16 protein-coding genes are annotated in these 15425 nt (G+C 66.8%); 8 read left to right on the top strand and 8 right to left on the bottom strand.

Annotation, left to right across the window (positions count from 1 at the left end; all coding sequences use genetic code 11):
• Positions 1-122: 122 nt before the first annotated feature.
• From KIT25_03445 to KIT25_03425, 5 genes are read left to right on the top strand one after another with little or no spacing between them, the layout of a single operon-like run.
• Positions 123-1106, top strand: coding sequence for a methyltransferase domain-containing protein (locus tag KIT25_03445; GenBank protein UYN96010.1), 984 nt, complete (start codon positions 123-125; stop codon positions 1104-1106).
• Positions 1103-2026 (top strand): methylenetetrahydrofolate reductase [NAD(P)H], encoded by a 924-nt coding sequence (metF, locus tag KIT25_03440; protein ID UYN96009.1) that lies wholly within the window; start codon positions 1103-1105, stop codon positions 2024-2026. Before KIT25_03445 ends, metF begins: the two co-directional genes overlap by 4 nt.
• Positions 2023-3090: a homocysteine S-methyltransferase family protein gene (locus KIT25_03435; protein UYN96008.1), complete on the top strand. Its 1068-nt coding sequence runs from the start codon at positions 2023-2025 to the stop codon at positions 3088-3090. The genes metF and KIT25_03435 overlap by 4 nt, the downstream gene beginning before the upstream one ends.
• A complete protein-coding gene (metH, locus tag KIT25_03430) occupies positions 3090-5714 on the top strand; it encodes a methionine synthase (GenBank protein UYN96007.1) in 2625 nt (874 codons plus the stop codon). The genes KIT25_03435 and metH overlap by 1 nt, the downstream gene beginning before the upstream one ends.
• Positions 5704-6444 (top strand): sulfite exporter TauE/SafE family protein, encoded by a 741-nt coding sequence (locus KIT25_03425; protein UYN96006.1) that lies wholly within the window; start codon positions 5704-5706, stop codon positions 6442-6444. The genes metH and KIT25_03425 overlap by 11 nt, the downstream gene beginning before the upstream one ends.
• A 110-nt stretch (positions 6445-6554) precedes the next feature.
• Here KIT25_03425 and KIT25_03420 read toward each other — a convergent pair whose 3' ends face one another.
• Both KIT25_03420 and KIT25_03415 read right to left on the bottom strand, forming a co-directional pair.
• A complete protein-coding gene (locus tag KIT25_03420; protein UYN96005.1) occupies positions 6555-6713 on the bottom strand; it encodes a hypothetical protein in 159 nt (52 codons plus the stop codon).
• Between the two features lie 148 nt (positions 6714-6861).
• A complete protein-coding gene (locus tag KIT25_03415; GenBank protein ID UYN97811.1) occupies positions 6862-7647 on the bottom strand; it encodes a fumarylacetoacetate hydrolase family protein in 786 nt (261 codons plus the stop codon).
• Positions 7648-7732: 85 nt separating this feature from the next.
• On the opposite strand from KIT25_03415, the gene KIT25_03410 reads away from it, so the two are divergent.
• On the top strand, positions 7733-8440 hold the full coding sequence (locus KIT25_03410; GenBank protein ID UYN96004.1) for a hypothetical protein: 708 nt from the start codon (positions 7733-7735) through the stop codon (positions 8438-8440).
• Here KIT25_03410 and KIT25_03405 read toward each other — a convergent pair whose 3' ends face one another.
• A complete protein-coding gene (locus tag KIT25_03405; protein UYN96003.1) occupies positions 8441-9070 on the bottom strand; it encodes a MarC family protein in 630 nt (209 codons plus the stop codon). It lies immediately after the preceding gene.
• Positions 9071-9874: an HAD-IIB family hydrolase gene (locus tag KIT25_03400; protein ID UYN96002.1), complete on the bottom strand. Its 804-nt coding sequence runs from the start codon at positions 9872-9874 to the stop codon at positions 9071-9073.
• On the opposite strand from KIT25_03400, the gene purB reads away from it, so the two are divergent.
• Positions 9873-11342, top strand: coding sequence for an adenylosuccinate lyase (gene purB / locus KIT25_03395; GenBank protein UYN96001.1), 1470 nt, complete (start codon positions 9873-9875; stop codon positions 11340-11342). The genes KIT25_03400 and purB overlap by 2 nt on opposite strands.
• A 25-nt stretch (positions 11343-11367) precedes the next feature.
• Here the strand turns inward: purB and KIT25_03390 are convergent, their stop codons facing one another.
• From KIT25_03390 to KIT25_03375, 4 genes are all read right to left on the bottom strand, one after another.
• Complete coding sequence (locus KIT25_03390; protein ID UYN97810.1) at positions 11368-12684, bottom strand: TRAP transporter large permease; 1317 nt, start codon at positions 12682-12684, stop codon at positions 11368-11370.
• Positions 12684-13163, bottom strand: coding sequence for a TRAP transporter small permease subunit (locus KIT25_03385; protein UYN96000.1), 480 nt, complete (start codon positions 13161-13163; stop codon positions 12684-12686). Before KIT25_03385 ends, KIT25_03390 begins: the two co-directional genes overlap by 1 nt.
• 21 nt (positions 13164-13184) lie before the next feature.
• Positions 13185-14234, bottom strand: coding sequence for a TRAP transporter substrate-binding protein (locus KIT25_03380; protein UYN95999.1), 1050 nt, complete (start codon positions 14232-14234; stop codon positions 13185-13187).
• A 74-nt stretch (positions 14235-14308) separates the two neighbouring features.
• Positions 14309-14635 carry a DUF1476 domain-containing protein gene (locus KIT25_03375; GenBank protein UYN95998.1) on the bottom strand — a complete coding sequence of 109 codons (327 nt, stop codon included), beginning with the start codon at positions 14633-14635 and terminating at the stop codon, positions 14309-14311.
• Positions 14636-14790: 155 nt separating this feature from the next.
• Here KIT25_03375 and KIT25_03370 point away from each other — a divergent pair, with 155 nt between their 5' ends.
• A complete protein-coding gene (locus KIT25_03370) occupies positions 14791-15327 on the top strand; it encodes a hypothetical protein (protein UYN95997.1) in 537 nt (178 codons plus the stop codon).
• Positions 15328-15425: the final 98 nt, after the last annotated feature.

Here is a 15425-nt window from a genome sequence, read left to right as displayed (position 1 = left end):
TTGCACACGCAAACTACGGTTTGAAGTGCATAGGCCCAAACGGTCGAGGCTTGTGGCATTCCCGCCGCACCCGTGCGCAAAATGGACTTGCAAACATAAAGATATGCTTATATTCATAAATCATGGATCATCTTTTGACGCTCCTAAGGGCGGTCGCCGAGGACACGCGGTTGCGAATCCTAGCGCTGGCGGCGCGCGAGGATCTGACCGTCAGCGACTACGTCCACGTCCTCGGCCAAAGCCAGCCGCGCGTGTCACGCCACCTGAAGCTCCTGGTCGAGGCCGGCGTGCTGGAACGCTTTCGCGAAGCGCAATTCACGCGCTTCCGGCTGGTGAGCGGCGGCGACGACGCGGTGCTGGTGCGTGAATTCGTGCGCCGGCTCGACGCCAGGCATCCCCGGCTCGCCGGCGATCGCGCGCGGCTCGACGGGCTGCTGCAGCGCCGCCAGACTGCGGCGGTCCGCTTCTTCCGCGACAACGCCCAGCGCTGGGACGAACTTCGGGCGCTGCACGTCGCCGACCGCGAGATCGAGCGCGCGCTGGCGCACCATCTGCCGCCCGTCGCACGCCGTCTGCTCGACATCGGCACCGGCACCGGCCGGCTGCTGGAGGTGCTCGCGCCCAAGGTCGAGCGTGCGGTCGGCGTCGACCAGTCGCGCGAGATGCTGGCGCTCGCCCGCGCCAACCTCGCGCGCGCCGGCATCGACAATGCCGAGATCCGCCAGGCCGATATGTACGCCCTGCCCTTCGAGGCGGAGAGCTTCGACGCCGTCACCATCCATCACGTGCTGCACTATGCCGACGACCCGGCAGCGGCGCTGGCCGAGGCGGCGCGCGTGGTGCGGCCGGGCGGCGTCGTGCTGGTGGTCGACTTCTCGCCGCACGACCTGGTCGAGCTCAAGCGCGAGCATGCCCACGTCCATCTCGGTTTCGCCGACAACCAGGTGCAGGGCTGGCTGAAGAGCGCCGGCCTGCAGCCGCTCGAGCCCTTGCACTTCCCCGGCCGACGCATCATGACCGGCATCTGGCGCGGCGAGCGCGAGCTGCCGGCGCGCGCCGGCGCCGCCCGCTCGCCCGCGCTCACCGTCCAAGGAGTATCGCGATGAGTCCCGACACGGGCCCGCTCCCTCCCGGCCCGCTCAGCGTGGCCGCCGCCGAGTTCCCGGCGCGCGCACCGCAGCGGCTCGAGGTCTCGTTCGAGTTCTCGCCGCCCAAGACCGAGACGGCCGAGCGCACGCTGTGGGAGACGGTGACACGGCTGACGCCGCTGCGGCCGACTTTCTTCTCCGTCACCTACGGCGCCGGCGGCTCGACGCGCCAGCGCACGCACGAGACGGTGGCGCGGCTGAAGCGCGAGACCGGCATCGACGCCGCCGCGCACCTTACCTGCGTCGGCGCGACCTGCGGCGAGATCGACGACGTCGCGCGCGCCTATTGGGATGCCGGCATCCGCCACATCGTCGCGCTGCGCGGCGATCCGCCGCCCGAGATGGGCGGCAGGTACCGCGCCCATCCGGGCGGCTACGAGAACGCCGCCGCGCTGGTGGCGGGGCTGAAGAGGATCGGTGAGTTCCAGATCAGCGTCGCGGGGTATCCGGAGAAGCATCCCGATTCGGCCGACGCCAAGGCCGACCTCGACAACCTCAAGCGCAAGGTCGATGCCGGCGCCGATCGCTGCATCACCCAGTTCTTCTTCGAGGCCGACGACTTCCTGCGCTTTCGCGACGCCGCCGCCGCCGCCGGGATCGACGTGCCGATCGTGCCCGGCGTCATGCCGGTGTCGAACTTCAAGGGCATCCTGCGGATGGCAGGGCTGTGCGGCTCCAAGGTGCCGGCCTGGCTCGCCAGCCTGTTCGACGGCCTCGACGACGACGTCGAGACGCGCCGCATGATCGCCGCCACGGTGGCCGGCGACCTGTGCCGCCGGCTGCGCGACGAGGGCGTCGACCGGTTCCACTTCTACACGCTCAACCGCGCCGATCTCACCTTCGCGATCTGCCATCTCCTGGGAGTGCGCAAGCCGTGACAAACGCCGACACCCGTGCCGGCAAGGCCGATCTGCTGCGCGAGATCGCCGCCGAACGCATCCTGATCAAGGACGGGCCGTACGGCACCGCCATCCAGAACTACAGGCTCGACGAGTCGGGCTATCGCGGCGGCCGCGACTTCGCGCAGGACCAGAAAGGCAACAACGACCTCCTGAACCTGACGCGGCCGGAGATCGTCGGCGAGATCTGCAACGCCTACATCGAAGCCGGCGCCGACGTGCTGGCGACCAACACCTTCAATGCCAACGCCATCAGCCAGGCCGACTACGGCCTGCAGGACCGCGCGCGCGACATCAACGTCGCCGCGGCGCGGATCACGCGCGCCTGCGCCGACGCCGCGACGGCGAAGGATCCGGCCAAGCCGCGCTTCGTGGTCGGCGCGCTCGGGCCGACCAACAAGACCCTCTCGGTGTCGCCCAACGTCAACGACCCGGGCTACCGCGCCGTCAGCTTCGACGAGGTCAAGGGCATCTACCGCGAGCAGATCGACGGCCTGCTGGAAGGCGGCGTCGACTTCATCCTGATCGAGACGGTGTTCGACACCTTGAATGCCAAGGCCGCGATCGTCGCCGCCGACGAGGCGGGCGAGGCGCTGGGCGAGATCGTGCCGGTGATGGTGTCGATGACCCTCACCGACCTCGCCGGCCGCAACCTGTCGGGCCAGACGGTGGAGGCCTTCTGGCATTCGGTGCGCCACGCCCGGCCGCTGACGATGGGCCTCAACTGCAGCTTCGGCGCCACCGAACTGCACCCCTACGTCAGCGCGCTGAACCCGCAGGTCGACGGGCTGGTCTGCGTCTATCCCAACGCCGGCCTGCCCAACGAGCTCGGCGCCTACGACGAGCCGCCGGCGATGACCGCCAAGCTGGTCCGAGGCTGGGCCGAGAATGGCTGGCTGAACATCGTGGGCGGCTGCTGCGGCACGACGCCCGCCCACATCAAGGCCGTAGCCGAGGCGGTGAAGGGTCTCAAGCCGCGCCAGTGGCACGCGCTTCCCCCGGCGCTACGGCTTAGCGGCATGGAAGCGGCGAGTTTCATGTGATGGCCGAGCGTACCGCGACCTTCATCAACATCGGCGAGCGCACCAACGTCACCGGATCGGCCAAGTTCAAGAAGCTGATCCTGGAGGGCGACTATGCAGCAGCGGTCGAGGTCGCGCGCCAGCAGGTCGAGGCCGGCGCGCAGATCATCGACGTCAACATGGACGAGGGCCTGCTCGACGCCGAGAAGGCGATGGACACCTTCCTGAAGCTGATCGCCTCGGAGCCCGACATCGCCAGGGTGCCGATCATGATCGACAGCTCCAAGTGGAGCGTGATCGAGGCCGGCCTGAAGTGCGTCGCCGGCAAGCCGATCGTCAACTCGATCTCGATGAAGGAGGGCGTCGAGGCCTTCATGGACCACGCCCGCAAGGTGCGCCGCTATGGTGCCGCCGTGGTCGTGATGGCGTTCGACGAGAAGGGCCAGGCCGACACCCTTCAGCGCAAGGTCGAGATCTGCGAGCGCGCCTACCGGATCCTGGTCGAGCAGGTCGGCTTCCCGGCCGAGGACATCATCTTCGACCCCAACATCTTCGCCGTCGCCACCGGCATCGAGGAGCACGACAACTACGGCGTCGACTTCATCGAGGCGACGCGCGAGATCAAGAAGCGCTGCCCGCACGTCAAGATTTCGGGCGGCATCAGCAACCTTTCTTTCTCGTTCCGCGGCAACGAGCCGGTGCGCAAGGCGATGCATTCGGTGTTCCTCTACCACGCCATCCAGGCGGGCATGGACATGGGCATCGTCAACGCCGGCCAGCTTGAGGTCTACGATCAGATTCCGGCCGAGCTGCGCGACGCCTGCGAGGACGTCATCCTCAACCGCCGATCCGACGCGACGGAACGGCTGTTGGAACTCGCCCCCAAGTACAAGGGCACCGGCGAAACGGTCGAGACACGGGACGCCGAATGGCGCTCCTGGCCGGTCGAGAAGCGGCTCGAGCATGCGCTCGTCAAGGGCATCGACCAGTTCGTCGTCGCCGACACCGAGGAGGCGCGCCGGCAGATCGCGCGGCCGATCGAGGTGATCGAAGGGCCGCTGATGGCCGGCATGAACGTAGTCGGCGACCTGTTCGGCGCCGGCAAGATGTTCCTGCCGCAGGTGGTGAAGAGCGCGCGCGTGATGAAGAAGGCGGTCGCGCACCTCCTGCCCTACATCGAGGCCGAAAAGACCGAGACGTCGAAGCCCAAGGGCAAGATCGTCATGGCGACGGTCAAGGGCGACGTCCACGACATCGGCAAGAACATCGTCGGCGTGGTGCTCCAGTGCAACAACTTCGAGGTCATCGATCTCGGCGTCATGGTGCCGTTCCAGGAGATCCTGAAGGCCGCCAACGACAACAAGGTCGACATGATCGGGCTCAGTGGCCTGATCACGCCCTCGCTCGACGAAATGGTGACGGTCGCCGAGGAGATGACGCGGCAGGGCTTCAAGGTGCCGCTGCTGATCGGCGGCGCCACCACCTCCAAGGTCCACACCGCGCTCAGGATCGCGCCGCGCTACGAGGGCACCACGGTGCACGTGCTCGACGCCTCGCGCGCCGTCGGCGTCTGCACGGCGCTCACCTCCGAGTCGGGCGCCCAGGCCCGGGATTTCGCCGACAGGGTGGCGGCCGAATACGAGGCGATCCGGATCGAGCGTGCCGACCGCGGCCAGGAGAAGCTGGTGCCGCTCGCCGCCGCGCGCGCCAACGGCTTCCGCATCGACTGGTCGGGCTACGAGCCGCCGCGGCCGGCCTTCACCGGCACGCGCCTCTTCTCGGAGTATCCGTTGCACGAGCTGGTCGAGCGCATCGACTGGACGCCGTTCTTCCGCGCCTGGGAGCTGGCCGGCACGTGGCCCTCGATCCTTGACGACGCCGTCGTCGGCGAAAGTGCGAAGAAGCTCTACAGCGACGCGCGCAAGATGCTCGACCGCATCGTGCGCGAGAAGTGGCTGACGGCGAAGGGCGTGGTCGGATTCTGGCCGTGCCGCCGCGAAGGCGACGACGTCGTGCTGTTCGAGGACGACACCTTCACGAAGGAGGTTTCACGGCTCTTCTTCCTGCGCCAGCAGATCGAGAAGCGCAGCCCACGCGCCAACATGTGCCTGGCGGACTTCATCTCGCCCAGGGCCGACTGGATCGGCGGCTTCGCCGTGACGGCGGGCCACGGCATCGACGAGCATCTCGCGCGCTTCCGCGCCGACAACGACGACTATTCTGACATCCTCCTGAAGGCGCTGGCCGACCGCCTGGCCGAGGCCTTCGCCGAGCGGCTGCACGAGCGCGTGCGCAAGACGCTGTGGGGCTACGCGCCCGACGAGGCGCTCGCCAACGACGAACTGGTCCGCGAGAAGTATCGCGGCATCCGGCCGGCCCCGGGCTACCCCGCCTGCCCCGACCACAGCCAGAAGCCCGAGCTGTTCCGCCTGCTCAATGCCGGCCAGAACGCCGGCATGACCTTGACCGAGAGTTTCGCCATGCTGCCGACGGCCGCCGTGTCGGGCTACTACTTCGCCCACCCCGACGCGCAGTATTTCGGCGTCGCCCGCATCGGCCGCGACCAGGTCGAGGACTATGCCAGGCGTCGCGGCCTCCCGCTCGAGCAGGCGGAGAAGTACCTCCGGCCGAATATTGGGTATTGACCCACTCCTGACGTACTTCCTCGTGCTGGCGGTGGGCTACGCCGCCGGCATCGTCAGCGGCATCGTCGGCACCGGCGCCACCATCATCCTGCTGCCAGTCCTGGTTTTCGTGTTCGGGCCGCGCGAGGCGGTGCCGATCATGACCGTCGTCGCGCTGATGTCGAACGTCGCCAAGATCACCTCGTGGTGGCGCGCGGTCGACTGGCGCGCCACGGCGGCCTACGCCGCGGGCGGCATTCCCGCCGCGGCGCTCGGTGCCCGCACCCTGCTGGTGCTGCCTGAGCGGGCCGTCGACGTGGCGCTGGGCGTCTTCTTCTTGGCGATGATCCCGGGCCGGCGCTGGCTCGCCTCGCACAACATCACGCTCGGCTTCGCAGGGCTCGCTCTCGCCGGCGCCGTGATCGGCTTTCTAACGGGCATCGTCGTCTCGACCGGGCCGCTCAGCGTACCGGCCTTTGCCGCCTTCGGCCTGACGAAGGGAGCCTTCATCGCCACCGAGGCGGCGGGCTCGCTGGCGCTCTATGTCAGCAAGGCCGCGACCTTCCACACCTTCGGCGCGCTGCCGGTCGACATCCTGGTCAAAGGGCTGATCAGCGGCACGTCGGTAATGGCCGGCAACTACACCGCGCGCCTGGTCGTCGAGCGGCTGAGCGTCCACACCTTCACGCGCCTGCTCGACGGCGTGATGCTGGCTGCCGGCCTGTCGCTCCTATGGGCGGCGGTGCGATAGGTTGCCGTACGGCTTTTCCTTTGCCGCGGTTGAACCGGCCGTGATCGAGGCAGTCGAAGCGGTATCGAGTGAAGCGAAGCGCCATAGAGACGTCTCGAAAAGCAGCTTCGCTAACCCGCAGCGTGATGCTTTTGTCTCATCGGCTTCAATTCGTCGGCCGTGAGATGAGCAGCCAGCGGTTCATCGCCAATCATCGAGAATTCGACGCGATACACCAGTCGACGGCCTCTGGCGATCAGGCCAACGACTTCAGTAATAGTGCCGTCCACGTCCGACAAACCAAATCGAAATTGAACCCGGGCAGGTCACACGTGTTGCGCCAATCCCTGACGGTCGATAGTTGAAGAACGGTCGCTGCACCTCGTGGAAACAATTGGATGTTTTGAAAGTCCTGGTGCGCAGTGGCGTTGCGATACCTCACGCGCCCTGCGTGACGACGTTGCGCAGCACGCCGACCTTCTCGATCTCGACCTCGCAGACGTCGCCGGGCTTCAGCCAGGGCTGCGGGCTGCGCGCCATGGCCACCCCCGAGGGCGTGCCGGTGATGATGATGTCGCCCGGCTCGAGCGTCATGATCTTGCTGAGCTCGTGCACCAGGGTCGGCACATCGAAGATCAGGTCGTCGGTGTTGCTGTCCTGCATGACCTCGCCGTTGACGCGGGTCATGATCCTGAGCGGCGCGCCGCCCGGTGGCAGCTCGTCGGCCGTGACGATGTCGGGACCGAAGCCGCCGGTTCCGTCGAAGCCCTTGCCGAGGGTGAACTGGCCGCCCGACTTCCTCTGCCAGTCGCGCACCGAGCCGTCGTTGAAGCAGGCATAGCCGGCGATCACGCCGAGCGCCTTCTCCTTCGGCACGTTGCGGCACTTCCTGCCGATTACCACGGTGAGCTCGGCTTCCCAGTCGAGCTGCTCGGAGTGGCTCGGCCGGGGCATCTTGCCGTTGTGGGGCGTCAGCGTGTTGTTGAACCGGCAAAACACCACCGGATAGGCGGGAATCGGGCTGCCGGTCTCCTCAGCGTGCTTGCGGTAGTTGAGCCCAATGCACAAAATCTTCCCCGGATTGGGGATCGGCGGCAGGTACTTCGCCGACTTCTCCGAGACGGTGGCGCCCTTCTTGGGCTTGGCGCAGGCCTTCAGCACCGCCTGCTGCATCTTGCGCCCGCCCGCCAGGATCTCGACCACCGACTTGGGTCCGCGTGGCATTTGCTTCGACAGATCGACGACCTTGCCGTCGCCGAGCTTGACCCCCACGGCGGGCTTGCCGCCGCTCACGATGGTGCAGAGACGCATGCTGTTTCCCCCTTGCCAGAAATCGCCTTCATCGGGCCGGCGCGTAAAGTCCTCCGTCCCGCGCAGGCGGTCAAGCGTCGCGCCGCTCGCGCTGTCGCTCGCCGTGCTGCTCGCCGGACCGGCGCCGGCTGCCGCCCAGCAGGTGGCCCCGCTGACCACGTCGGACGGGCGTGTCGCCTGCCAACAGGGCATGACCGGCATCGGCCGGCCGCCGGCCTGGAAGGCCGTGGCCGAGAAGGAGGCGCTGGGCGGCTGGGCATTGGCCGAGACCGCCGGCGACGCCACCTATCAACGCTTTCCCCTCTGCATCTCGATCCAGACCGCGGCGCTGGATATCGACGCGACCCTGAGATTCAAGATCGTCTCGGGAACGCGCGAGCAAGCCGCCGGCTTGGTGCTGCGCGCCCAGGACGCGAACGACTACTACGCAGTCATGGTGAGCGCGCGGGACAAGTCGGTGCGGCTCTACCGCATGCGCGGCGGCAAGCGTGCACAGCTCGGCTCGGCGACCGCCGACATCGCCATCGGCCGATGGCACGCCTTGCGGGTCGTGGCCCGGTGGGATCGCTTCGAGGTCTGGCTCGACGGCGCGGCGCAGTTCGGCCTGAACGACCGCAGCCTGGTTCACGCCGGCACCGTCGGCGTGCTCAGCCAGGCCGACAGCGTCGTGCATTTCGGTTCGCTGACGGTGGCGCCACCGCCCTGATCAAGCGATGCCGAAGCTGATCTTGATGGCGATGACCATGTTGTGCACGGCGATGCTCGCCAGGATCAGGCCGAACACGCGGCTCACGATCTCGATTCCAGAGCGGCCGAGGACGCGCGAGATCAGTCCGGCGCCGGCATAGAGGGCGAAGAAGCCGACGAGACAGAGCACCAGGATCAGGGTCGTGGTCGCCTGCTCGCCGAGCGAACGCACCTTGTAGTCGGTCAGCAGCACCACGGTCAGGATCGCGCCGGCGCCGGCGATCCCGGGGATCGCCAGCGGATAGACCGCGCGCTCCAGCAGGGTGGCGGTTGGCGGCATCGCGGCCACCTCTTCCGTCACCTTGCCGAGCACCATCTTGAGCCCGAACAGCAGCAGCACCAGCGACCCGGCGAGCTGGAACGACGCAACGGGGATGTGGAGTGCGCTGAGCAGAAGCTGGCCGGCAACGATGAAAAACACCAGCACCGCGAAGGCGATCGCAAGCGCATAGACCGCCACCACGAGCGCATCGCGCCGCGACAGGCCGGCCGTCGCCATGATGAAGAGCGGCACCGTCGCGACGGGATCGAGAATGACGAAGAGCGTGACGAATTCGTAGAGGAACGAATCGATGAAGGTCGGCGCCATTCAGTCTCCCCTCTTGGCCACAATCAGCGCTTCCGCGAGTTCGACGAAGCCCGCGCCGGAGCGCGCCGTCGTGATCCAGCGCGGCAGGTGCGGCATGGCATCGGCAAAGTCTCGCACGTTCGCCACGCCGACGGCATTGGGAAAGTAGCCGAACATCGGCGAGTCGTTGGGTGAATCGCCGGAATAGACATAGCGCTCGCGCGCAGCCCCGAGATCGACGCCGAACAGCTCGCGCATCATGGTCTTCGACGTGGTGAGCTTGTCGTAGTCGCCGAACCAGCCGTTGACGTGGATCGAGCTCACCTTGGCATGCGCCCCGTGCTTCTCGAACACCGCGACGATGCGATCGACCTCGGCGCGCGGCAGGGCCGGCACGTCCTCGCAGAAATCCACGGCCAGGTCGGCCAGTCGGTAAGGCTGATCGGAGGCGATCCCGCAACCGCTGACGGCACGCAGGACCTCCTCCCGCACCGCCTCGAGCCGACGCCGACCTTCCGCGCGCTCCGCGTCGGACTGGACGAAACGGGTCCGGAGCTTGCCCGCCGACTTGTCGAGCCACATCCAGAAGGCGCCGTTCTCGCCGACCACGGCGTCGACCGGCCAGAAACGGGCGATGTGGTCGCACCAGCCGGCCGGCCGGCCGGTCACCGGAACGACCAGGAATCCCGCCTCTTTCAGTGCCTCCAGCGCGCCGTAGGCCCCGGCGGTGAGGCGGCTGGCCGTCGACACCGTCTCGTCGATGTCGGTGAGAACGCCTTGGACCGAGGCAAGGACGGAGCGAGGGCAGTCGGAAAGCGGCATCATGGTGGGACACTTCTTAACATGGCAATCCGGGCCGTTCGGGACTAAAAGCCGGGCCATGCGACGCCTCGAACCACTCACGGCCATAAGCCCTGTCGACGGCCGCTATCGCGCGACCACCGAGCCGCTTGCGGCGTATTTCAGCGAACACGCGCTCATGAAAATGCGCGTCACCGTCGAGTGCGAGTATCTCATGGCGCTCTCGGAGACAAAGGGCGTCGGCATGCGGCAGCTTACGTCGGACGAGAAGGCGATGCTTCGCGCGCTGCCGCATATCGACGTCGACGACGCGCAGATCATCCAGAAGATCGAGCGCGAAGGCCATGACGGAATCCCCGCGACGAATCACGACGTGAAGGCGGTGGAGTACTTCATCAAGCTCAAGCTCGGAAACTCGAGCCTCACCGACGTGCTCGAATGGGTGCACTTCGCCCTCACGTCGGAGGACGTGAACAGCACCGCCCATGCCCTCGCGCTTCGCGGAGCGCTCGAAGAGGTCATGCTGCCGGCGCTCGACAAGGTAAAGAGCGCGATCGTCAGCCTTGCCCGGGAGCATGCCGATACGGCCATGCTCGCGCGCACCCATGGCCAGAGTGCGACGCCCACGACCTTCGGCAAGGAGATGAACGTCTTCGCGAGGCGCCTCGAAAGGCAGGTCGAAGCTCTCATGAGGCGCCCCGTCCTCATGAAGTGGGGCGGACCCTCGGGCAACTACAACGCCCAGATCGTGGCATTTCCGAAGATCGATTGGTTGGCCTTTGCGCGTTCCTTTGCGGAAAGCCTGAATGCGGACGACACCGGCAAGGCGCATGTCGTACGCCTCGAGCTCAATGAGGTGACGACCCAGATAGAGCCGCACGACACATTCGCCGAGATGTTCGACAACGTGCGCCGTATCAACACGATCCTCCTCGATCTGTCGCAGGACATGTGGCGGTACATCTCGGACGGATGGGTCACGCAGAAGCCGAAGGAAGGCGAGATCGGCTCGTCGGCCATGCCGCACAAGGTGAATCCGATCGATTTCGAGAATGCGGAGGGCAATTTCGGCATCGCCAACGCGCTCTTCGAGCATCTCTCGAGGAAGCTGCCGGTGTCGCGCCTGCAGCGCGATCTCTCGGACTCGACCGTGGCACGCACCTTCGGCACCGCCTTCGCGCATTCGCTGATCGGCTATCGCGCGCTCGGGCGCGGCTTCGGCAAAGTCAGCGTGAATCAAGCTGCGCTTCGCGACGCGCTCCTGGCGCATCCGGAGGTGCTCGCCGAAGCGATACAGACGGTGCTGCGCGTCGCCGACGTGGAGATGCCATACGAGAAGCTGAAAACGCTCACCCGCGGCAAGCAGGTAACGATGGAAGACCTCGCCTCCTTCATTGACGGCCTCGACATAAACGCCGACATGAAGGCGCGGCTCAGGGCGCTTCGTCCCGAGAACTACACAGGCCTCGCCGGCATGCTTGCCAGGAAGTGACGGCCCCTGGCTGTCACAACGGCTTCTAAGTCAGCAGACGCACCAGGCCGAGCGCCAGCACCGGGAAGAAAACGACCAGGACGAGGCGCACGAGGTCGGCGGCCAGGAAGGGCAGCACGTTGCGGTAGATGCGGGTGAGCGGGACGTCGCGCGCGATCGCCGACACGACGAACACGTTCAATCCGATCGGCGGGGCGGTGAGGCCGACGCCGACGACGATCAGCACCAGAATCCCGAACCAGATCGCAACCTCGTCCGGCAACATGCCGAAGTCGAGAGACTGGATGATCGGAAAGAAGATGGGCAATGTCAGCAGGATCATGGCGAGTTCGTCCATGATCGCGCCGAGCAGGATGTAGAAAAGCAGGATCAGCATCAGAACGCCGTAGGGCTCGAAGCCCCCGCCGCCGATCCATTCGGCGACGGCGACGGGAAGCTGCGACAGCGCGAGGAAGGCGTTGAAGATCTCGGCACCGAGCAGGATCAGGAAGATCATGCCGGACGTCTCGGCGGTCTGCAGCAAGGCGCCTTTCAAGCCCTGCCAGCGCAACCCGCCCAGCAGCACGGCCACGGCCAGCATGGCGATCGCGCCGACCGCGGCGCCTTCGGTCGGCGAGAAGACGCCGCCGTAGATGCCGCCGAGCACGACGACGGCGACCAGCAACGCGGGCCACACGGCCGCGATGTCCCTGACACGGTCGGCATGCGAAGCGCGCGGCAGCGCCGGGCCGAGCGCGGGCCGTTGGGCCACGATCAGGGCGATGACGCCGAAATACAGCAGCACCGCGAACAGCGCCGGCACGAAGGCAGCGATGAAGAGCTTGGCGATATTCTGCTCGGTGGTGATGCCGTAGACGACCAGGATCACCGACGGCGGAACCAGGATGCCGAGCGTTCCACCGACCGCGACGACTCCGGTCGCCAAGCCGTTGTCGTAGCGATATCGCGCGAGCTCGGGCAGCGAGGCGCGCGCGAAGGTCGCGGTGGTCGCCACCGACGAGCCGCAGATCGCGCCGAACGCAGCGCAGGAGGCGACCACGCCCATCGCCAGCCCGCCGCGGCGATGGCCGACCAGGCTCGAGGCGGCGCGGAACAAGGCCGTCGACAGGCCGGACTTTTCGGCCAGCGCGCCCATCAGGATGAAGAGCGGGATGACCGAGAGCGTATAGTTCGAAAAGTGATGGTAGGGCGTTGCCTTGACGTAGTTGAGGAAGGTTCCCCAGCCGGCGATCCAGGCGTAGCCGCCGGCTCCGACGACGAGCAGGGCCAGCCCGATCGGCATGCGCGCCACCATCAGCGCCAGCATGACCGCAAAGCCCAGGAGGCCCGAGGACGGCTCCATCACGCGCGCGTGCCGAACCGACCGGCCGCTGTTGCCAACGCCGCGAGCGCGAGCAGCCCGGCCATGGCCGAGCAGGCGGCGATGGCCCAGCCCGTGGGTAGTCCGAGAATCATCGTGCCGGTGTGCGAGGCGATGGCGTCGCCGGCCCCGATCGCGAGGCGCCACGCCAGCAGCGCCGCGGCGGCCCCGTAGACGAGGTCCCAGAACGCATCGATGCCCGAAGTCACGCGCTCGGGCAGCCACGTGGTGAAGGTATCGACCAGGATGTTGGCGCGGCGCAGCTGGGCATGCGGCAGGAACGAGAAGATGGCCAGCGCGACGGCCATCTGCACCATCTCGAAGTCACCGGACAGGCCGTGCGACGTCGTCCAGCGCAACAGCACGCTCGCCGTCACGACCGCGGCGATGCACAGCGAAAGCGTTGCGCCCGCCAGGGCGAGCATCGCGCCCAGCCGTTCGGCCGTCCGGGTCCAGGCCACCTCCGACGTGCCCGGGATCGCTCAGGCGACCTTGTACTTGGCGACCAGCGAGCGTACCGATTCGACCAGCTTGGCGCCGTCGATGTTGCGCTCCTTGACCGAGGCGATCCAGGCCTCGATCACCGGCTGGGTCGTGCGCCGCCAGCGCGCCGCTTCCTCCGGACGGATCACCGTGATCGTGTTGCCGCGCTTGGCAACCATGTCGGCCACCACGACGCCGGCCTCGTCCCACACCTTGCCCGCCATCTCCGCCGCGGCCATGCCCGAGTTGGCATCGAGCACCTTCTTGAGGTCGGCCGGCATCTTCTCGTAGCTGCCCTTGTTCATGGCCAGCACGAACGTCGCCGTGTAGAGCGTCGGCGAGCCCGGGATCTCGGTGTGGAACTTCACGAGTTCCTGCACCTTGATGGCAGGCACGACCTCCCACGGCACGACGCAGCCGTCGATCACCTTCTGGGCCAGGCTTTCGGGAACCTGGGGGATCGGCATGCCGATCGCACTGGCGCCGAGCGCCTTCAGCGCCTCGCCGGCCTGCCGCGTCGGGAAGCGCAGCTTCAGGCCCTTGAGATCCTCCATCGTCTTGACCTGCCTGTTGGCGTGGATCAGCCCGTGATCGTGCGCCCAGAAGCAGATCGGATGAACCTCGCGGAACTCCTCCTTGAGGTACATGCCGGCGAATTCCTGCACCGCCTTGGAATTGGCGCCCGCGCGCTTCTCGGCCACGAACGGCAGCTCGATCGCCTCGATCGACGGGAAGCGGCCCGGCGTGTTGCCGGGCAACGTCCAGACGATGTCGACCACGCCGTCGCGCGCCTGGTCGTAGAGCTGTGGCGGCGCACCGCCGAGTTGCATCGCGGGGATGACGTTGATCTTGATGCGGCCGTTGGACTCGGTCTCGATCTTGCGCGCCCACGGTGTGAGGAACTTCTGATGCGGATTGGACGCCGCCGGCAGGAAATGATGCAGCTTGAGCGTCACCTCGGCTGCCTGGGCATGGCCCTCGCGCAACACCGCCGGTGCCGCGACAAGGCCGCCGGCGAGCGCCAGCATCTTTCGACGATTGACCCGCATCTCCGCCTCCCTGGAGTCGACCTATGGGCGGCAGGCTAGCATGCTCGCGCAACGCCCGAGTAGCGCGGCGAAAGTCAGTGGACCTCGGACATGACCTGCTGCTTGGCCTCGGGCATCAGCCGCTCGGCGTGCTTGCGGATCGTGTGCTCCTCGGTCGGCTTGCCGGCCGCGGCGAGATCCTTAACCAGCTTTTCGACGACATCGGAATCGCCCGGCTTCTCGAAGTCGGCCATCACGACTTCCTTGGCATAGGCCTCGGCGGCCTCGCCCGTCTTGCCCATCAGCCCGGCAGCCCACAGACCCAGCAGCTTGTTCTTGCGCGCGTTGACCTTGAACTGCAGTTCCTGGTCATGCTCGAACTTCTTCTCGAAGGCGTTCTCGCGGTCTTTGAAAGAGGTCATGCCCGCTCCGAAATAGGCGCTCTGTCACGCTGTTATATTGTGTCGCGTATATAGCGTCGCGCTCTTTTTCTTTCTACCTTGTCTTTCTGTTTTTTGGGGTTGCGTGGCTTTGAAGTACTGGCAATTTAGCGACAGCAACTGCAGGGGGACGATCAATGACCAGACACGAGCACACTCGCGATTGCGGCTGCCTCGCCATGCTCGGCCGCCGAAGCCTTTTCGGTCTCGGCGTCGGCGCCGCCGCCGTCGCCGCGTCTAGACCTGCCCTGGCGCTCGACGATGGCTACGAGGCGATGCTGCTCAAGTGCATCGACCCGCGCTTCACCACCAACACCTGGGCCTACATGGCCTCGCGCGGCTGGCAGAACCTCTACAGCCAGTTCAACATCGCCGGCGGTCCGATCGGCGTCGTGGCCCCCGCCTTCAAGGACTGGCACAAGACCTTCTGGGACAATCTCGGAATCTCCATCCAGCTGCACAACGTCAAGCGCGTGGTCGGCATCACCCATCGCGACTGCGGCGCCGGCGCGGTGGCCTATGGCGATCGCATGAAGACCGACAAGGCGTTCGAGACCAGGATGAACATCGAAGTGCTGCACCAGTTCCGGGCAGAGACGCTCAAGCGGCATTCCGCGGTCGTCGTCGAGCTCGGCATCATGGAGCTGTCGGGCGCGGTCGAGGTCGTTAACTGACACACGATGGTGTAAGGTCGGGGCGTGCCTGACTCGCCCCTTCCCCTGCCCGTGGCATCGGGCGACGCGCTCGAGCGGCAGCTCGCCGCCCAACGCCA

The sequence above is a fragment of the Enhydrobacter sp. genome, assembly GCA_025808875.1.
In the GTDB taxonomy this organism is placed as follows: Bacteria; Pseudomonadota; Alphaproteobacteria; order Reyranellales; family Reyranellaceae; genus Reyranella.
This window is presented reverse-complemented; position numbering and strand designations above follow the sequence as displayed.

Bases quoted from the DNA above. Each gene is read 5' to 3' on its own strand.
- KIT25_03405 (UYN96003.1), bottom strand. From the start codon at position 9,070: ATGGCGCCGACCTTCATCGATTCGTTCCTCTACGAATTCGTCACGCTC.
- purB (UYN96001.1), top strand. From the start codon at position 9,873: ATGGTGGGACACTTCTTAACATGGCAATCCGGGCCGTTCGGGACTAAA.
- metH (UYN96007.1), top strand. From the start codon at position 3,090: ATGGCCGAGCGTACCGCGACCTTCATCAACATCGGCGAGCGCACCAAC.
- KIT25_03390 (UYN97810.1), bottom strand. From the start codon at position 12,684: ATGGAGCCGTCCTCGGGCCTCCTGGGCTTTGCGGTCATGCTGGCGCTG.
- KIT25_03380 (UYN95999.1), bottom strand. From the start codon at position 14,234: ATGCGGGTCAATCGTCGAAAGATGCTGGCGCTCGCCGGCGGCCTTGTC.
- KIT25_03445 (UYN96010.1), top strand. From the start codon at position 123: ATGGATCATCTTTTGACGCTCCTAAGGGCGGTCGCCGAGGACACGCGG.
- KIT25_03370 (UYN95997.1), top strand. From the start codon at position 14,791: ATGACCAGACACGAGCACACTCGCGATTGCGGCTGCCTCGCCATGCTC.
- metF (UYN96009.1), top strand. From the start codon at position 1,103: ATGAGTCCCGACACGGGCCCGCTCCCTCCCGGCCCGCTCAGCGTGGCC.
- KIT25_03375 (UYN95998.1), bottom strand. From the start codon at position 14,635: ATGACCTCTTTCAAAGACCGCGAGAACGCCTTCGAGAAGAAGTTCGAG.
- KIT25_03400 (UYN96002.1), bottom strand. From the start codon at position 9,874: ATGATGCCGCTTTCCGACTGCCCTCGCTCCGTCCTTGCCTCGGTCCAA.
- KIT25_03415 (UYN97811.1), bottom strand. From the start codon at position 7,647: ATGCCACGCGGACCCAAGTCGGTGGTCGAGATCCTGGCGGGCGGGCGC.
- KIT25_03410 (UYN96004.1), top strand. From the start codon at position 7,733: ATGCTGTTTCCCCCTTGCCAGAAATCGCCTTCATCGGGCCGGCGCGTA.